We start from the raw sequence: 18,831 nt of genomic DNA on the forward strand, positions 1-18,831 counted from the left end.
GGGTGGGTGCGGATGTGTGCGATCGGATAGCGGTGGCGCTCTACCGACCAACGGTCGGTAGCTACCGGTGGGAAGCGGTAGCTACCGATGGGAAACGTTAGTTATCGGCGCGGGTCGATATCCGTGGCGTGGGAGTCGTCGGTCCCGGGCCCTTTTGCCATCGCCTGGAATACGCCATCGCGGCGCACCCACAGGTGGAACAGCGCGGCCGACAGATGCACCACCACCGTGGCGAACAGCACATACGCCAGCAGGCTGTGCGCATTGCGCAGCGCGGCGTACAGCGATGGATCGTGGGGCACGATCGGCGGCAGGTTCAGGCCCGACCACATCACGATCGGATAGCCGCCGGCCGACAGCATTGCCCAGCCCACCAGCGGCATCGCCAGCATCAGTCCATACAGCACCCAGTGCGAGGCGTGCGCGGCCAGGGCCTGCCACGCGGGCAGGTCGGCCGGCAGTGGCGGTGGCCGGTGGCGCAGCCGGTTGTACAGCCGCACCAGCACCAGCAGCAGGATCGCGATACCGAGCGGGCGGTGCAGGTTGATCAGCATCGGCCGCCATTCCAGCGCGGCCACCATTCCCACGCCGACGAACAGCATGGTCAGGATCAGCGCGGCCATCAGCCAGTGCAGTACGCGTGCGGTGAGATTGAAGTGGCCGGTATCGCGGTTCATTTCGCACCTTCCCCGGCCGTGGCGGCCGCGCCCTTGCCGCTGGCGATTTCGCGCTCGCGGCGGTTGAACGACTGCGAGTACACCGCCGAACGCGCAGCCAGGATTGGATCGTTCGAGCCGGCGATGCCGCTGGGCAGGATCAACGGATCGTAGTTGAGGTCGCGGCAGGCACCGGTGGCCTGCGACTGCTGCGCGGTCAGGCTGAGCGTACCGACCTTGACCTGGCGGCGCTGCGGCGGCCACACCTGCGACGGATCATCGATCGGGTCGCCGGCCTCGGCCAGGGTCACCCACATGTCCCAGCGTACCGGGCCCTGCGCCAGCCGTTGGGCGAACTCGTCGGCCAGATAATCCAGCCCGGCCTGTGCGCGCTGCTCGGCGCTCATTTCCACGAACGCGGCCTGCGGGCGCATGCTCCAGCGCACATCGTGGTGACTGCCATCGGCGGCGGTGAAGCGGAAGCTGTTGACCCCGTTGTAGTCGGTGTTGGCCCAGCTGTTGGACCATGGCGCGGTCTTGGCCCATTGCCCGAAAGCGCGCGCGCTGGGGTACTTGGCCTGCACCGCCGCCATCTTCGCCGGGTCCGGCTTGCCGGTGGCGGGATCGGGAATGCCGGCGCGGGTCTGTTCCAGGAACGCCGCTGCAGTGGGCACCGCGAAGAACGGGAAACTGTTCATTGCCGTGCGCCATTCCTGGCCGTCATCGCTGACCAGCTGCAGCGCCATGCTGCGCACGCGTGCGTTGGCATCGGCCCCGTGTGGGTTGCCGCCACCGATCGACAACCGGCCCAGCACCGGCACCTGTGGCTGGGCGAACACGCGCGCCGAACTCAGCGCGGCGCCCTCTGGCGTGCCCCGGAACGTACCGCTGACGCAAACGCCCTTGCTGTGCGCACGACGGAACCCCGGGTGCGCCGGGCCGGTCGCTTCGATGCTGTCGGTAAAGGCCTGCGCGGTGGCGCGATCGCGGCCGATCCAGCCGGCCAGCCAGGCGAAGGCCAGCACCAGCACGCCGGCGATGACGGCGATCAGGCCCAGCCACAGCAGTGGTGAGGGGGCGCGCGGGGCACCCGGGTCTTGGCCGGCGCGGGTATAGCCGAAGAGGGACATGCTTGGTTTCCTGCCTTCACGATGCGTGTGGGTGGGCGACAGGACCATCCTCGCAGAACCGGGCGGGGCCGGATATTCACATTTTCGACAACTGTTGAACGGCAAGCAGACCGGGCAGCGGGGCAGAGCCCCGCTCTACAACGGCAATCAGACCGGGCAGTGGGGCAGAGCCCCGCTCTACGATGTTCGGACAGCCGCGTAGTGCCGGGTTCTACCCGGCAGGCCGATCTCAGGCGTAACGCGTCTTCAGCATGTCCCACGCCGAGCGCAGCGCCAGCGCTTCGCCACCGGCCGGGCGGCCGGGGCGCTCGCCGTCGTTCCAGGCGTACACGTCCAGGTGCGCCCAGAGCTGGCCTTCGGCGATGAAACGCTCCAGGTACAGCGCCGCGGTGACCGCACCGGCCATGCGCGAGCCGGCATTGGCCAGGTCGGCGATGTTGCTGTGCAGGTAGCGCAGGTACGGGCGCCACAGCGGCATGCGCCACACCGGGTCGCGGGTGCGCTCGCCGGCCTGCAGCCACTGCTGGGCGAGGGTGTCGTTGTTGCTGAACAGTGCCGGCAGGTCCGGGCCCAGCGCCACGCGTGCCGCGCCGGTCAGGGTGGCGAAGTCGAGCACCAGCTCGGGGTGGTGTTCGCTGGCGTAGGTGAGCGCATCGCACAGCACCACGCGGCCTTCGGCGTCGGTATTGTCGATCTCGATGCTCAGGCCCTTGCGGGTGGCGATCACCTCACCAGGGCGGAAGGCATCGGGGCCGATCGCGTTTTCCACCGCCGGAATCAGCAGGGTCAGCTGCACCGGCAGCTGCTGGGCCATGACCAGCCCGGCCAGGGCCAGCGCGTGCGCTGCACCGCCCATGTCCTTTTTCATGTTGCGCATGCCGTCGGCCGGCTTGATGTCCAGCCCGCCGGTATCGAAGCACACGCCCTTGCCGACCAGCGCCACGTGCGGCTGGCCTTGCGTGCCCCAACGCAGAACGATCAGCCGCGGGGCGCGGTGCGAGGCGCGGCCCACCGCGTGGATGGCCGGGAAATTCTGTTCGAGCAGCGCATCGCCGGTGATCACCTCGATCTGCGCACCGTGTGCGCTGGCCAGTTCGCGTGCGGCGTCTTCGAGCTGCTGCGGGCCCATGTCTTCGGTGGGCGTGTTGACCCAGTCGCGCACGCGCAGGCTGGCGGCGACCACGTCGCGCACTTCCGCCGACGGGGTGGCCGCCAACTGCGCCGGGGCGCGGTTGGGCTTGCGGTAGCGCGCGAAGCGGTAGCTGCCCAGGCCCCAGCCGATGTGCAGCAGGGTCTGGATTTCCACCGGCAGGGCGTCGGCCAGCTGCCACACGCTGCCTTCGGGCAGGGCGAACGGGGCATGCGCGTAGGCGTACGCATCGCCGGGATCGCCAATGCCGACAATCGCACCGGCCAGGCCGTGCTCACCGGGCAGCAGCACGACGCTGCCACCGCTGCCGTTGAAGCGCTGCGCATCCAGCCATGCCACCAGGGCTTCGCTCTGCTGCGCGCGCCAGGCGGCAAACTGTTCGCGCTCCATCACGTGCAGCGGCAGGGCCTTGGCGGTGTCGGTGGTAAAGCCGGTCATCGGGGTCATGCGGGGTCGTGCTCCTTGGGTGGCCGGCTGCTTACGCGTGCGCGACCAATGCGTTGGCATCGAGCCAGTCGGCCAGGCCGGTCAGGGTGTCGAACTGCAGGTCGGGCTGCAGCGAAGGATGGGTCCAGGTGTGCTCGACGCGGTTGATCCAGCAGCCGCGCAGGCCCGCCTGCATCGCCCCGACCACGTCCATGTCGGCGTGGTCGCCGACGTGCAGCACGTGCGTGGGTGCCACGCCCAGTCGTTCGCAGGCGGCGTGGAAGATGCTGGGCGCCGGCTTGGCCGCGCCATGTTCACGCGACCCGAGCTGGAAGACGAAGTGATGGTCCAGGCCGATCCGCTGCAGGTCGGCGTTGCCGTTGCTGAGCGCGGCCACCGGCACGCGCGCGGCGATGCGTGCCAGCGCGTCGATCGCATCGGGATAGCATTCCACCTGGTTGCGCGCGGCGTAGAACGCCTCGTAGGCCGGTTCAAGCAGGGCCAGGTCGGCACCGCTTTTTTCCAGCGCCTCGCTCAACGTCAACCGGCGCAGCGCGCTGAGGTCGTAGTGCAGGTGCGGGTTGTCGTGGAAGGAGCGTTCGCGCAGCTCGCGCATCGCCTGTACCGGGTACATCGCGGCGGTGGCGGGGCTGTGCTGCAACATCCACTCGTACAACACCTGGTCGATGCGGGCGCCGATGGGGGCGAACGGCCACAAGGTGTCGTCGAGGTCGAGGGTGATGGCGAGGACTGGGAAATTCACCAGGTCATTCTACTCCTGCGGTCCTTGCCGGGGGTGGCCGCATCGGTTCATTCAAGCAGCCGCGCCCAGCCCTGGGTGCCCTCCAGCCGCGCCAGCACCAGCTTGATGCAGACCAGCAACGGCACCGCCAGCAGCAGCCCGACCATGCCCCAAAGCCAGCCGAACAGCATCAGCGCCAGGATCAGGATCAGCGGCGAGATCGCCATCCGCCGGCCCAGCACGATCGGGGTGATCACCTGGCCCTCCACCGTATGCAGGGCCAGGTAGCAGGCCGCCGGTAGCAATGCCTGGAGCGGATCGCTGAATTCCACAAAGCCCATCAGCAGCATCAGTGCCACCCCGATCAGCGGGCCCACGTACGGCGCGAAATTCAGCAACGCGGCCACCGTGCCCCACAGCAGCGCTTCCTGCACGCTGATGCCCAACAGCAGCAGGATGCCCGAGAACACCAGCCCGACCAGGGTGTTGATCACGGTGATGGTAAGGACATAGCGCGACACCTCGCGTTCGATCGAACGCAGGATGTCGGTGGTGAAGCGTTGCTTCTGGCGGCTCGGGAACAGGGCGATGGCATGCTTCTGCAGCGCCTGCCCGTAGATCATGAAGAACAGGGTCAGCAGCACCACCGCCAGCACCGAGGCGGCCAGCCGTGGCGCGCGGGTCAGTACCTTGTACGGGTCGTCCAGCTGGGTGCGCACGATCTGCACGCGGCGGCTGCCTTCACCGCCGGCCACGCGTGCGAAGTTCTCTGCGGCCTGGTTGGCCTGCTGCACCGGCTTGGTCAGGTTCTGCACCTGGCGCGCCACCTTGCGCAACTGCTGCGGGGCTTCCTGCGCCCATTCCATTGCCGGGCCCACCAGTTGCACGCCCAGCGCCGCGGTGCCGCTCAGGCCGACCCCGATCACCAGCACCGCGCCGAGGAAGCGGGGGATCCACAGCTTGCCGAGCAGCCTCAGGATCGGGTTGCCCACCAGCGCGAAGAACATGGCCAGCAGCACCGGCAGGATCACTTCCTGTGCCGCCCAGAGCGTGAAGCCGACGGCAAGCGTGGCCAGCACCACCAGCGACATCGGCGCACGTGGGCGGGGCGGCAGTGGTGCAGCGATGGCCTGGTCGGCAGGCGCCTGGTCGGCGGGAGTGGCAGGAACGCTCATGCGGGCGCCAGGCAGGAAAGGAACGCCATTATTGGGCAGTCACGGTGGTGGTGGCGTGTTGCAGGCGTCGCTGAAAAGCCAAGGCCCCGCCACGGCACGCGGCAGGGCCCAGGCAGGACCGGGCCCGGCTCAGCGTTCGGACATGTCCGTGGCCGCTTCGGCCGGCTGCGGCTGATGCGCTGCCGGCGGTTCGACGCGTGTGCTGGCGGCGCGTGCCGCCGGTGCTGGCGCGGCCTGCACCGCGTCGGCGGCGTCATCGACCTTGTCGGCGGCCTGCTCGGCGGTCTCTGCCGCCTCGCCGGCCTGCAGCGATGCCACGGCGGCTTGCGCGCTGGCCACCAGGTTGGATACCGAGCCGATCATCTGCAGCCAGCGGGCCGCATGGAACCGCGCATTGCCCGGTTCCAGCTTGCCGGCCAGGAAGCCGCCGGCCAGGCCGACGGTGATGATCCGCAGCGGCGTCCAGCCGGTACGCCAGACCTGGCTCAGGGTGAGCCAGTTGCCCTGGGTTTCATCGACCCGGATCGACACCACCTGCTCGGCGCGTTTGACCCGGCGACGCAGTGCCTCGAAGTTCATGGCGTGCCCTCCGCCTTGCCCACATGCGCATCGGGGTCTTCTTCGGTGGGCTCGTCAAACAGGCCCAACCGCGACAACTGGCGGCGCGTGGCATGCATGCCGGTGTGGCGGAAGAAGTACGACACCCGCCAGATCGCATAGCCGGTAACGGCCAGGCTGAGGATCGAGGTGATCAGCAACGCATGGAACCAGGACATGCCAAAGCGCTGCATCAACGCGATCAGGGTGCCGGCCAGCAACAGCCAGGCCGACGCCCCGAACACGATCGCCACCCCGCTCCACGCCAGCGCACGCCCGAAGGCACTGCGCGCCAGCGCAAACTCGGCCGAGGCCAGCCGCCGCACCGAACGCAGCGTGTGCTTGGCTGAATCCACGGTGGCACGCCCGGCTTGACCTACCTGGCGGATGCTCTCGTCCAGGCGCGGTGCCTGTTCACCGTCCTGCGGTGGCGGCGATGCCGCGCCTCCGTTGGCGGTCGACTGGGTTTGATCGCTCACGCCGACTTACTTGTCGCCGCTGCGGGCAAGCTTGGCGATGATCCAGCCGGCGGCAAAGGCCACGCCGAACGATGCCAGCGGACGCTCGCGGATGAGTTCGGCGGCGCTGTCGATCATGTCCTTGCCCTTGTCCATCAGTGCATCAACCTGTTCCTTGGCGGCGGCACCGCCAAACTCGGCGGCGGCCAGGCCGGACAGCGCGGTATCGGACAGTTCGGCCTTGACGTTGGCCTTGCCGATGCGCAGTTCGTCGCTGGCAGCGCCGGTGGCGCCCTTGATCGCACCGCCGGCAGCGCTGGCCGCGGACTTCAGGTGCGAACCGGCTTCACCCAGGTGATCCTTCAGGTTTTCGGTATTGGTGGGGCTCATCGTGACTCTCCGTTATGTGCGATGGGGAAGGTGACCGCCAGCAGACCGACGGTAACGAACACAAGGTAATAGCATCGGCAGGGTGTAAGGGGCGTTACGGCCCCCTGACTCGTTCAGCGCATCACCAGTACGCCGGGTGTATTGCCACGCACGATGCGCAGCACCAGCTGCGGCGGGCGCTGTTGGAAGTTGGCGCGCCAGCTGGCCAGGTCGGTGAATTCGCCGGCGCTGGTTTCGGTGATCACATCGCCGGCGGCCAGTCCCAACGTCGCCGCGCGGCTGCCGCGTTTGACCTCACTGACCTGCACGCCGCTGATGCCAGCCTGGCGCAGCGATTCGGGCAGGTCCACGAAGGTGGCGCCGATCAGGCGCGGATCCAGCGATTCGCCACTGACCGCACGCGGCTGTTCTTTCAGGGTTGCCTTGAGATGCTGCGCCTTGCCATCGCGACGGATGTCCAGGGCGAGCGTGCTGCCCACCGGCTGCAGGCCTTCCACGTTGTGCAGCGCCTGCGCGCTGTCCACCCGCTGGCCGTTGGCGGCCACCACCACATCGCCCGGCCGCACGCCGGCCGCGGCCGCGCCGGACCCGGCCAGCACCCGCGTCACCACGGCGCCACGCACCTCGCTCAGGCCCAGCGCCTGCGCGATCTGCGGGGTCAGGTTCTGGGCTTCCACGCCCAGCGTGCCGCGCACCACGACACCGTGCTTGACCAGCTGGTCGACCACGTCGCGCGCCAGGTTGGAGGGAATGGCCAAGCCCAGGCCGATGTTGCCGGCCATGCTGCCCTGCGGGTTGAAGCTGGCGGTGTTGATGCCGACCAGCTGGCCCTGCAGGTTGACCAGCGCGCCACCGGAGTTGCCCGGGTTGATCGATGCATCGGTCTGGATGAAGTTCTGGTAGCCCAGCCCGCGGATGCCGCTGCGGCCCACCGCCGAGACGATCCCGGAGGTGACCGTCTGGCTGAAGCCGAACGGATTGCCGATGGCCACCACGAAGTCGCCCACGCGCAGCTGCTCGCTGTTGCCCAGCGGCAGCGCGGTGAGCTTGTCGGCGGGGATGCGGATCAGCGCGATGTCGGTATCGCGGTCCGAGCCGAGGAACTCGGCCTTGACCGAGCGCCCGTCGGCCAGGGTCACCTGCACGTCATCGGCGTTGTCGATGACGTGGTGGTTGGTCAGCACCAGGCCCGCGTTGGCATCGATGATCACCCCCGAGCCGAGCGATTCATTGATGCGCTCCTGCGGAACTTCGGGGAACAGGCGGCGGAAGAACGGGTCGTTGAAGTACGGGTTGCGCACCCGCACCACCTGCTTGGTGTTGACGCTGACCACCGCGGGCATCACCCGTTCCAGCATCGGTGCCAGCGAGGGCACCGCCTGGCCGGCCACCGATGCCGGCAGCGCGGCGGTGGCCGGGATCGACAGCGTGGCCGGTGCCGCTTCTGCACGGTTGTCCAGGTGCGCATTGATGGCAGTGGCGCTGAAGCCACCGAAGGCAGCGGCAAGGGCGAGCGTGAGCAGGGTCGGGAGCGGTCGCATGGTCCGTCGGTTCCGTAACGAAGAGCGGGTGGGGGCAAAAGCACGTATACGGTAAAGCAAGCTGAATGAGTGTGTCGGTTCCCGGCTAAACCGGGAATGAAACCCATCGCGGCCCTCCGTCGGCCTCCCCGCCACCGCCGCGGCCCCGGCGGCCCTGGACCGTCCCATCCGCGCCGGTTCAACCCGATGGTAACGCTGTTGATCCAGGACAACGCGCTCCGATGACCGGTCTACGTCACCCCGCCGACACGCGCCCAACACCGTCGCAGGTGCATCGCCTGGCGACGATGCGCGCGCCGCCGATGGAGGTGCGATACGGCCCGCGTTGCAACCCCGTCGATCGCCAGGCGGTGCCGTTCGAGCAGGTCGATCTGGCGCATGGACGCGGCGGTGTCGCTTTCAACGGCGGCGCAGTTGTGCAGGTAATGGGCAACGAACAGATCGAGTGCGACGGTCAATTGCATGTCCTCGCCGATCGGTGGGACACGCACCATGACCGCAACCCACGCCCGTTCTTGGCGATGCACCGACGCTGTTTTAAAGGGGTTTCCTGCAGATGGCCGGTGCGTGCCGGGGGCAGGCCGTCGTCCGGCCAAGCACACAGGCGGCGCATGGGCTGCGACAAGACCGTTCCACGATGGACCGCGCCGGTATAGCATCGCCAGCGAATTAACTGACCAGGCCCTTAGGAGGCAATCATGAGCAACGGTAATGGTGTGACCGCGACCCTGTCGCAGGGCGTGGACGAAGTGAAGGAAGTGGCTGGCAAAGTGGGCGAGACCATCGCCACCACCGCCGAAGATGCCGTGGCGTCGGTAAAGAAGACCGTCAAGCGCGCACGCAAGGCTGCCACCACCCAGGTTGCCAAGGTCAAGAAGGCCGTCAAGAAGGCCGAGAAGACCGTCGCCAAGAAGGCTGACAAGGCCGCCAAGTCGGTCGGCAAGACCCTGGCCAGCGCCAAGAAGAAGCTGGAAGCTGCCAAGAGCAACGCCAAGGCCGAGGCCGCTGCGCTGAAGAAGCAGGTCGCCAAGAAGAAGGCGGCCGCCGAGAAGGCCCTGACCAAGACCACCAAGGCCGCCAAGAAGGTTGCCGGCAAGAAGGTCGCCACCGCCAAGAAGGCCGTGACCAAGAAGACCGCCGCTGCCAAGAAGGTTGTGGGCAAGAAGGTCGCCGTCGCCAAGAAGGCCGTTGCCAAGAAGTCGGCGACCGCCAAGAAGGTGGTCGGCAAGAAGACCGCCGCTGCCAAGAAGGTTGTGGGCAAGAAGGTTGCCGTCGCCAAGAAGGCCGTTGCCAAGAAGTCGGCGACCGCCAAGAAGGTGGTCGGCAAGAAGACCGCCGCTGCCAAGAAGGTTGTGGGCAAGAAGGTCGCCGTCGCCAAGAAGGCCGTTGCCAAGAAGTCGGCGACCGCCAAGAAGGCCGTGGCCAAGAAGACCGCCGCTGCCAAGAAGGTTGTCGGCAAGAAGACCGCCGTCGCTCGCAAGACCGTTGGCAAGAAGGTTGCTGTTGCCAAGAAGGCCGTCGCCAAGAAGACCGCGACCGCCAAGAAGGCCGTAGCCCGCAAGGCTGCACCGGTCAAGCGCAGCAGCGCTGCCAAGACCGTGGCCCGCAAGGCCCCGGCCAAGCGCGCTCGCAAGTAAGCCGTTGAACGCGGCGCCCGCCCCCGGGTGGGCGCCGTGACAGGTGGCATGTACCGGCCGCTGCGCCGGTTCTGCCGGCGGTAATGGCACGGCTTCGCTTTGCACAAAGCTGAAGCGGTTTACGCAACAATGGCCTGCAGGCGTCAGAAAGTTGGCGCCGGTCATAATGAAATGGCACAGTCGGGGTCTCGAAGTCATGGGACGAAGGAACGCCCGATGTTTGCCGAAGCTCACACCAGCGGTCCGGCACTGACCCGACTGCACCAGGACCATCGCCTGATCCGTGTCGATACCGTCCTCGATCCGCAGACCTTCCTGGTCAAGCGCTTCGACGGCAGCGAGCGGGTGTCCCAGCCGTTCGCCTACCAGGTTGAACTGCTGTCCATCCAGCCCCGGCTGGAACTCAAGCAACTGGTCGGCCAGCCCTTGCGGCTGCGGCTGGGCGACGAATTCGGCGGCCATGGCGTGCACGGCTATGTGCGCGAGTTCGCCAGTACCGGCCGCGAAGCGCAGTTCACCAGCTACCGCGCCGAGATAGCGCCGTGGTTCGCCTTCCTGGACTACACCAGCAACTGCAGGATCTTCCAGGACATGAACGTGCTGAAGATCGTGGAGACGGTGTTTGCCGATTATCCCGACCTGGCCCGCTTCGACTACGACCTCGATGCCGGCAAGCTGCCGCGGCTGGCGTACTGCGTGCAGTACAACGAATCGGATTTCGCCTTCGTCTCGCGCCTGCTCGAAGACGCGGGCATCTATTACAGCTTCCGCCACGACGAGGACGGCCACAGCCTGCTGCTCAGCGACGACTCCACCCTGAGCGTCGCGCTTGGCGAGCCGGCACCGGTGCTGTTCCGCGCCGACCAGGGCGTGCAGCAGCAGACCGGCCTGCATCGCTGGGGTGCGCGGCGGCGGGTGGGGGCGGGCGCACAGTCGCTGAGCAGTTTCGATTTCAAACAGCCCGGCACGCCCCTGCGCGTGGTGCGCGGCAACCAGGCCCCACGCGGCGTGCTGCCCGAGCTTACCCAGTACCGCTACGATGGCGCGGCCCGTTTCGCCGACAGCCGCGTGGGCGAAGCGCTGGCGGCAGTGCGCAACGAAGAAGCCGCCTGGCCCACCAAGCTGTTCGAATGCGCCGGCAACGCGGCCGGGCTGCAGGCCGGTGGCTGCTTCACCCTGGAGCAGCAGCCGGACTTCATTGGCCGCGGTGCCGAGGATCGCGAGTTCTTCGTGGTGCGCCTGCAACGCGAAGGGCGCAACAACTTCGCCAGCGACTTTGCCAGCGCCGAGACCCCCAGCTACGCCATCGAAGCGGAAGTGCTGCGCCGCAAGATTCCCTATCGCCCGCTGCGGCAGACGCCCTGGCCGCGCATGCCCGGCCCGCAGACCGCCACCGTGGTCGGGCCGCCCGGCGAAGAACTGCACGCCGATGCCTATGGGCGGGTAAAAGTGCAGTTCCACTGGGACCGCAAGGAAGACCGCCGCGACAACGGCGCCGAAAACAGCTCCTGCTGGATCCGCAGTGCCAGCCCGTGGGCCGGCGCGGACATGGGCGGGGTCTCGCCGCCGCGCGTGGGCCAGGAAGTGGTGGTGGACTTCCTCGATGGCGACCCGGACCGGCCGATCATCACCGGCCGGGTGTTCAACGAAGACAACATGCCGCCGTTCGGGCTGGAGGTCAGCGGCCTGAAGTCCAAGACGGTCAAGGGCGCCGGCTGGAACGAGATGACCATGCACGACACCGCGGGGGGCGAGCTGCTCAACATGCGTGCCCAGCGCGACATGGTCACCACCGTGCTCAACGACCAGAACGCCAGCATCCAGAACAACAAGTCCACCGCGGTGGCGGTGAACCACAGCATGAGCGTGGGCGCCAACCAGGACATCAGCGTGGGCGCCAACCGGGGCATCAACGTCACCGGCACCGACACCCTGGGCGTTACCGGTACCCGCACCACCAACGTCACCGGCGCGGTGACGCAGGCCTACCAGTCCGGCCAGACCAAGACCATCGCCGCGGCCGGCTACACCGAAACCATCACCGGCGATTTCGGCACCACCCTGACCGGCAACTACAGCAGCCAGCGCACCGGCACCTGGAAGGAAACCGTCACCGCCACCTCGCTGCGCCAGGTCATCGGCAAGGTGACCCAGGAATACTCGGCCGGCCGCGAGACCACCATCACCGGGCTGGACAAGCGCGGCGTGCAGGGCGCGGTGGAAGACAGCAACATCGGCGCGCGCACGGTGGGCGTGGACGGCACCTTCGACCACGAAGTCACCGGCACCCACAGCCAGCTGTCCAACGGCAACATGACGTTGGGCTCGGCCAGCAAGGTCACCGCCGCAGTGGGTGGGGCCTTCATCGAAATCACCGACGGCGAGATCAAGATCTCCGCCGGTGGCTCGGAGGTGGTCATCAACAGCGGTGGCGTGTCGGTCAACGGCAGCGAGATCAAGCTCAACTGCTGACCGGTCCACCGGAGGGACATCCATGCACGACACCCCCATGCTGCGCGGTATCCAGAAGCTCAGCGACGCCTGGCTGGCCGCCGCCGCCGATCCCACCCGGCGGCTGCTGGTGTGGCGCCTGCCGGCCAATGCAAGCCGGCTGTTGGCGGCGTTCTTTGAAATGCAGCGACACGATGCCGGCCGCGACACGCCCGATTATTTCCTGCGCGTGGATACGGCATTTGAACTGGGTTTCCGTTTCAGCCGCGAGATCAAGCAGACCCTGCTCGAACGTTACCTGGGCAGCCAGGACGAACTGCGCGGGCAGGGCATCACCCTGGGCTGGCGCGGCCCACATGCCGAGCACGCCGACAGCGCCCAGGGCGTGGTGCAGGTGCTGGACAGCTTCGCCGCCCACCACGGCAACCACCTGCGGCTGCTGGCCGTGGTGCTGGAGCCCGAGCGCATCGTGCCCGGCGAAGGATTCGAGCGCTGGGTGGAGGCCGCGCTCGCTGCCGCCCCCGGCGATCGCCTGCGCCTGGTGTTGGTGGATACCGACGAAGACCCGCGCTGGCAGCCGCTGCTGGAGCGCCACGCCGCCGTGGCCGCACGCATCGAGGCGCCGGTGGACATGTTCGCCATCGCCCGCGACACCGCCGCCCAATCCGGCGGTACCGGCCCGGAAGTGCTGTACCGGCAACTGCTTGCCGACCTGATGCTGCTGCTGGAGCGCGGCAGCCCGCAGCAGGTCGTCGCGCGGGCCGAGCGCGCGCTGGGCCTGGCCGGGCGTCATGGCTGGCACGACCAGCATGCGGTCGTGCAGATGATGGTGGCCGGTGCCTGGCTCAAGGCCGGCGACCATGGCCAGGCCATCGGCGCCTACCGGCATGCCCGCAGCGCCGCCGAAACCGCACGCGGCCATGGCAACCCGGCCGCGCCGGAACTGGTGCTGCAGAGCTGGTTCGGCGAAGCCGGCTGCTGGCTCACTGCCAACAATCCCGAGCGCGCCGCGCAGACCTACCTGCAGGCCTCCACGTCGGCGGCCAGCATTCCGCACCCGATGTTCCAGCTGGAGGGCCAGCGCATGGCCGGCTACTGCCTGCTGCAGGATGGCAAGCGCGAAGCCGCGCGTACCCAGTTGCTGGAGGCGATCCGCATCGCCCGGCCGCTGACCCCGCAGGATCGCAAGGCAACCACCCTGCCGCAGGCGCTGTGGGACCTGCTGCAGCTGCAGGACCTGCGCCGCACCGAGAAGATCCAGCTCACCGCACCGGCCTACCTGGAACAGACCACCGCGCTGCACGCCCAGGCCGAAGAGCTCGCCAGCCGGCTCGGTCCGCACCCCACCCGCACCCAGCTGGACGTGATCGAGGCCCAGCTCAACATCGCGCTGGAACAGGCTTTCCACCGCACCCAGCAGGAGCGCGAGCGCCTGATCCAGGGCGGCGATGAATTCTTCCGCAAGATCGTCGCGGTGGGCCGTGACTTCCTCGACCCGCACTGGAACGGCCTGCCCGCCATCGAACACCCGCTCGACCATGAGATCCCGGTCTGGAGCGAGCCCCCGGCGATGCAGCCGCTGCCCGATCCGGGGCCGTTGCTGGCCGGAACCGAACGCTACGATGTTGCCGTTCCTGCGGCCGCCAACGGAGGTGTTGCCGCATGAACTCCAGGATCCTGGTAATGACCGTCGCCGTGCTGCTGGGCATGGCCATCGTGGTCTGGCTCGGCGTGGAATACCGCGACGAAGTGAAGGCCTTCCTGCGCGCGCTGCTGCGCGCGCTGTAAGCAACACAGGAGTGTTGCCGTGAGCATTGCCGCCAAGCATTTCGACCCGCAGCTGGGCATCGACATCCACATGTATGCGATGCCGCCGTGCCCGTTGCCCACGCCGCACATCGGCCTGGTGCTGGACCCGTTCGACTACCTCCCCTTCATCGGCTCCACCATCAAGGTCAACGGCGTGCACCGCGGTACCGCCGGCACCGGCGGGCTGGACATCCACATTCCGTTGGGCGTGTGGGGCCCGCCGCTGGCCGCGCCGATGGGCCCACAGTTCGACGGCGAAGAAATCTTCATGGGCAGCCGCACGGTATCGGCCGATGGCGAGCCGTTCTCGCGCCTGGCCATGCCCGTGCTGGACTGCAACCTGGCCGGCATGATCAACCCGTTCCGGGTCAAGAAGCCCAAGAAGCCGCTACGCGCGATGTCACTGCCGACCGGCTTGAACGTGGCCATTCCCACCAGCGTCAAGATCGGCGGCCCGCCGACCGTGTCGTGGACAGCGATGGCCTTCCGCGCCGCGTTCGCCGGGCTGGGCAAGCTGCGCAAGACCGATTTCTTCCGCAAGAAGATGGATGCGTTCGCCAACTGGCGCCGCGCCAAGTGGGGCCACCTGCCGTCGGGCACGTTCAAGTGCAAGATCCTGCGTGCCGAGCCGGTGGATATCCGCGATGGCAGCGTCTCGGTCAGCCACGAAGACTTCAGCATCCCCGGCCGCCTGCCGCTCAGCTGGCGCCGCGTGTACGCCTCGCGCCACGCGCAGCGCCCGGGCGTGTGCGGGTATGGGTGGCAGACACCGGCCGACATCGCCCTGGCCTTCGCCACCGACGGCAGCGCGTGGCTGTCCGGTCCGGACGAGGTGGCCTTCTTCCCCGAACTGCCGCGCCGCGACGGGTTCGATGCGGCCACACTGGATTTCGTCGACGGCGCACGCTTGTGGCGCCAGGACGGGTACTGGATCGTTCGCTTCAAGGGCGGCCTGCAGTACCACTTCGACGCCACCCCGGCCGCCGGCGTGGCGGTGCTGCCGCACGAGCGCAGCCTGCCCATCGCACGCATCGAAGACCGCTGCGGCAACCACTGGCGCTTCGAACGCCGCGATGGCCACCTGGTGCGCATCGTGGAAAGCGGCGTGGACGGCCTGCAGGGCCGCTTCGTCGAGGTGGAATCGCGGCAAGGCCATATCGACCGCCTGCAGCTGCACGACCCGGCCAGTGGCCTGAACCACCTGCTGGTGAGCTACCGCTATGCCGACGGCGACCTGATTGCCGCGGTGGATCCCTTGGATGCGCCGCGTACCTTCGGCTACCAGCAGCACTACATGGTGCGCCACACCGACCGCGTCGGCCTGTCGTTCTATTACGCTTTCGATGCGCAGTGGCGCGTGGTGCATTCCTGGGGCGACGGTGGCCTGTACGACTACCAGTTCGCCTACGACGCACTGCTGCATGAAACCCGCATCACCGACTCGCTTGGCCATGTGAGCCTGGTCAAGTTCGACGAGAATCGCCTGCCGTTGTGCGAGATCGACCCGCTCGATGGCGTCACCGTATTTGAGTACGACGACTTCGGTCGTACCGTGGCGGTGACCGATCCGGAGGGCTTGCGGACCGGGTTTGAGTATGACGAACGCGGGAACCTGGTGGTGTTGGTGCGTGCCGATGGCACCACGCTGCAGCAGCAGTTCGATGAGAACGACCAGCTGCTGGCCGTCACCGACCCGGATGGCAACACCTGGCAGCAGCACTACGATGCGCGCGGGCTGCTGGTCGAGCAGACCGACCCGTTGCAGGCCGCCACCCGGTACGCCTATGACGGCCATGGCCTGCTGCAGTCGCAGACCAACGCGCGTGGCGCGATCACCGCGGCGGCTTACGATCGACATGGTCTGGTCGCGTCGGTGCGTGACCCGCTCGGCCACGAAAGCCGCTTCGAGCACGACCCGTTGGGCCGCCTGCAGCGCCAGATCGACCCGCTCGGGCAGGTGAGCGCCTACCAGTACGACGCCAAGGGACGGCTGCTCACGGTGCTGGCCGCCGACGGCACGGGCGTGCGCTGCGAATACGACGCCGAAGACCAGCTCATCACCTACCTGGACGAAGCCGGCGCCCGCACCCGCCTGCAGTACGTGGGCATCGGCCAGATCGGCAAGCGCGTGCAGGCCGATGGCCAGGTGGTGGAGTACCGCTACGACACCGAGGAACAGCTGGTGGCGGTCATCAACCAGCGCGGCGAAACCTACCAGCTCACGCGTGATCCGCTTGGCCGCATCGTCGAGGAAATCGACTACTGGGCGCAATCTCGGCGCTACGAGTACGACGCCGCCGGCCGCCTCACCGCCACGCTGGATCCGCTCGGCCAGCGCATTGGCTTTGCCACCGACAAGCTGGGCCGCATCACCGCCAAAACCCTGCCGGACATCCGCCAGCCGGGGCGGCAGGCCAAGGAAACGTTCGAGTACGACAAGCGCGGCCAGCTCATCGCGCTGCGCAACCCGCACCGGCATGCCGTCCGTCGCTTCGATCCGTTGGGGCAGCTGCTGGAGGAAGTGCAGGATGGTTTCCGCGTGGGCTACGCCTATGACGCGGTAGGCAACCGCATCCAGCGCCAGACCGGTGCCGACAATACCGTTACCTTTGACTACGACCTGCGCGACCAGCTGATCGAAGTGGGCATCAACGACGAAGCGCCCATCACCCTGGAGCGTGACGCGTTGGGCCGCACCACCCGCGAGCAGCTGAGCGTGCACGTGGAGCGTCGCTTCGAGTACGACGCGCGCAACCTGCTCACCGCGCAGGCGGTGCTGCGCGATGCGGCCCCGCTGTTCGACACCCGCTACGACTACGACCGCACCGGCAACCTCACTCGTCGCCAGGACAGCGCGCAGGGTGTGGACGAATACCGCTACGACGCGATTGGCCGCCTGCTGGCGCACACCGACCCCAAGGGCGTACTGCACCCGTACTACAACGACCCGGCCGGCGACCGCCTGCGCACTGAAATCCGCGAAGTGCGCATGCGCAAGGTGGCCGGTGGCGACGACCAGGCAGAGCTGCTGTGGACGCGTGAGGGCACCTATCAAGGCGTGCACTACGTGTTTGACCGCGCCGGTGACATGGTGCGCAAGGGCAGCCCGGGTGGTAATGATGCCAGCGACCTCGAGCTGATCTGGGATGCCAACCATCGGCTCGCCGAGAGCCGGCGCGGGGGGAAGAGCACGTACTACGGGTATGACCCGTTGGGGCGACGGGTGTTCAAGCGCAATCCGACTGACACCACGTGGTTCTTCTGGGATGGCGATGCGTTGTTGGGTGAGGTGAAGCAGGCCAACGACGCCGAAGAAGCCGCGCCGGTGTGGGTGGACAACGTGGCCAGCCTGATCGAGGTGAAGCGACGGCAGCGGCGGTTGGGGAAGCTGCATGCGGGGGTGAGGGAGTATGTGTACTACCCGGGGTCGTTTGTGCCGCTCTCACTCATTGCTGCAGACAATGTTGCACTTCCTCAGGTGGTGGCCCCCAATCAGGCTCCACACCAAGGTGGCCGTGCCTCCAGTGATTCTGCGGCGGACACACTAGGGGATAGGCAGCCCGCCGTGCCGCCAGCGCTGCCTTCGATTGACGAGCGCAAGCGCATAGCGACTGCAACGCAGGAAGGGCGCTCTGGCTTTGGCGGTCTTGGCGCAACGACGCTTGGAACGAGCGCTCTTTCTCAGCGGGACGAGGCAAGCGATGACCGCCCCGGCTCATCACTGCTTGGCTCAGGGAAGCTGGGTGCTTTGGGTCTCGGCGTAATGACAAAGGCAGTACCTGCATCGGTCCAGCCACCTTCTTCCGCAGTGTTGGAAATTCCACCTGATGGATTGGCCGGAGACTCAGATGGGCAGGGATTGCCCGATGATCAAGCGCCAGAAAGTGAGGTTCCTGAGCGAGTTTCGCTGCCCGCTGCAAGTCAGGCGGGAAGCGGAGTGCACTACTTCCACGTCATGCCAAATGGATGTCCAGAGCGAGTTCTGAGCGCGGCCGGAGCCATTGTATGGGAGGGGCGCTTGGGGGCATGGGGACAGGTTGAGACAACTTTTGCGCCTAGTATCGAGAACAACTTGCGGTTGCAGGGCCAGTACTTCGATAGTGAAACAGGCTTGAACTACAACCGAAATAGATACTACGACCCCCAGGCTGGGTCTTACGCGTCCAAGGACCCTTTGGGGATATTTCCATCCGAAAATATCTACGATTACGCACCCAATGCCCTTGGTTGGATTGATCCGCTGGGTTTGGCTCGTCGAGGTAATCAGGCGACGCAGACTCATATGGATCAAGTCCGGGATGCATTCATCCGGGATAATCCAAGCTACGATCTTGTTGCAGGTGGGCGGGATGCAGCATCCGGCTTAGACATCCCCGAGGAGTTCATCAAGCCTCTCACGCCAGGAAGAAGGGGAGGGACATACCCCGACATGACTTTCATTGATCGAACATCCGGCAGGACGGTCCGCATACAGACGGTGGATAAGGGCGGGTTCTTCGGAGGAATGTCCAGGCGTGAACTGACGAACGCAGGAAGGCTTTCAAATCAGAGAATAAACGACACAATACTCACAGTCGTAAAGGGGGCTGGGTTGAAGCCGGGTTCCCTTGATGTGAGTAATCTCGGTGCGGGTATACATTGCAGAACGTGAGCAGGGTGACAAGTGGCT

General features: G+C 67.1%; 15 protein-coding genes. 5 read left to right on the forward strand and 10 right to left on the reverse strand.

The window, feature by feature from the left end; translation table 11 throughout:
• Window positions 1–101 precede the first annotated feature (101 nt).
• The 10 genes from AC3IR9_RS01430 to AC3IR9_RS01475 form a co-directional block, all read right to left on the reverse strand.
• Window positions 102–677, reverse strand: a complete 576-nt coding sequence (locus tag AC3IR9_RS01430; protein WP_489293562.1) for a cytochrome b — start codon at window positions 675–677, stop codon at window positions 102–104.
• A complete protein-coding gene (locus tag AC3IR9_RS01435; RefSeq protein ID WP_489293564.1) occupies window positions 674–1,786 on the reverse strand; it encodes a catalase family peroxidase in 1,113 nt (370 codons plus the stop codon). Before AC3IR9_RS01435 ends, AC3IR9_RS01430 begins: the two co-directional genes overlap by 4 nt.
• Window positions 1,787–2,015: 229 nt before the next feature.
• Complete coding sequence (locus AC3IR9_RS01440) at window positions 2,016–3,383, reverse strand: leucyl aminopeptidase family protein (RefSeq protein ID WP_489293565.1); 1,368 nt, start codon at window positions 3,381–3,383, stop codon at window positions 2,016–2,018.
• A 31-nt stretch (window positions 3,384–3,414) separates the two neighbouring features.
• The gene (locus AC3IR9_RS01445) at window positions 3,415–4,125 is read right to left on the reverse strand and encodes an HAD family hydrolase (protein WP_489293566.1); all 711 of its coding nucleotides are present in this window, start codon (window positions 4,123–4,125) and stop codon (window positions 3,415–3,417) included.
• 47 nt (window positions 4,126–4,172) lie between these two features.
• Window positions 4,173–5,279: an AI-2E family transporter gene (locus AC3IR9_RS01450; RefSeq protein ID WP_489293567.1), complete on the reverse strand. Its 1,107-nt coding sequence runs from the start codon at window positions 5,277–5,279 to the stop codon at window positions 4,173–4,175.
• A gap of 129 nt (window positions 5,280–5,408) precedes the next feature.
• Complete coding sequence (locus AC3IR9_RS01455; protein ID WP_489293568.1) at window positions 5,409–5,858, reverse strand: protein sip-5; 450 nt, start codon at window positions 5,856–5,858, stop codon at window positions 5,409–5,411.
• Window positions 5,855–6,355 (reverse strand): phage holin family protein, encoded by a 501-nt coding sequence (locus AC3IR9_RS01460; protein WP_489293569.1) that lies wholly within the window; start codon window positions 6,353–6,355, stop codon window positions 5,855–5,857. The genes AC3IR9_RS01455 and AC3IR9_RS01460 overlap by 4 nt, the downstream gene beginning before the upstream one ends.
• 6 nt (window positions 6,356–6,361) lie before the next feature.
• Window positions 6,362–6,724, reverse strand: coding sequence for a hypothetical protein (locus AC3IR9_RS01465; RefSeq protein ID WP_489293570.1), 363 nt, complete (start codon window positions 6,722–6,724; stop codon window positions 6,362–6,364).
• 113 nt (window positions 6,725–6,837) lie between these two features.
• Window positions 6,838–8,265, reverse strand: coding sequence for a Do family serine endopeptidase (locus AC3IR9_RS01470; protein ID WP_489293571.1), 1,428 nt, complete (start codon window positions 8,263–8,265; stop codon window positions 6,838–6,840).
• Between the two features lie 230 nt (window positions 8,266–8,495).
• Entirely contained in the window at window positions 8,496–8,759 is a 264-nt protein-coding gene (locus AC3IR9_RS01475; RefSeq protein WP_489293572.1) for a hypothetical protein, read from the reverse strand.
• A gap of 204 nt (window positions 8,760–8,963) precedes the next feature.
• Here AC3IR9_RS01475 and AC3IR9_RS01480 point away from each other — a divergent pair, with 204 nt between their 5' ends.
• The 5 genes from AC3IR9_RS01480 (at window position 8,964) to AC3IR9_RS01500 (ending at window position 18,813) form a co-directional block, all read left to right on the forward strand.
• Window positions 8,964–9,902, forward strand: a complete 939-nt coding sequence (locus AC3IR9_RS01480; protein WP_489293574.1) for a histone — start codon at window positions 8,964–8,966, stop codon at window positions 9,900–9,902.
• Window positions 9,903–10,118: 216 nt separating this feature from the next.
• The gene (locus tag AC3IR9_RS01485) at window positions 10,119–12,374 is read left to right on the forward strand and encodes a type VI secretion system Vgr family protein (RefSeq protein WP_489293576.1); all 2,256 of its coding nucleotides are present in this window, start codon (window positions 10,119–10,121) and stop codon (window positions 12,372–12,374) included.
• Between the two features lie 22 nt (window positions 12,375–12,396).
• Complete coding sequence (locus tag AC3IR9_RS01490) at window positions 12,397–14,019, forward strand: hypothetical protein (protein ID WP_489293577.1); 1,623 nt, start codon at window positions 12,397–12,399, stop codon at window positions 14,017–14,019.
• Window positions 14,016–14,141, forward strand: a complete 126-nt coding sequence (locus AC3IR9_RS01495; protein WP_489295952.1) for a hypothetical protein — start codon at window positions 14,016–14,018, stop codon at window positions 14,139–14,141. The genes AC3IR9_RS01490 and AC3IR9_RS01495 overlap by 4 nt, the downstream gene beginning before the upstream one ends.
• A gap of 19 nt (window positions 14,142–14,160) precedes the next feature.
• Window positions 14,161–18,813, forward strand: a complete 4,653-nt coding sequence (locus AC3IR9_RS01500; RefSeq protein WP_489293579.1) for an RHS repeat-associated core domain-containing protein — start codon at window positions 14,161–14,163, stop codon at window positions 18,811–18,813.
• Window positions 18,814–18,831: the final 18 nt, after the last annotated feature.

It is taken from the genome of Stenotrophomonas sp. GL_101, from assembly GCF_057835675.1.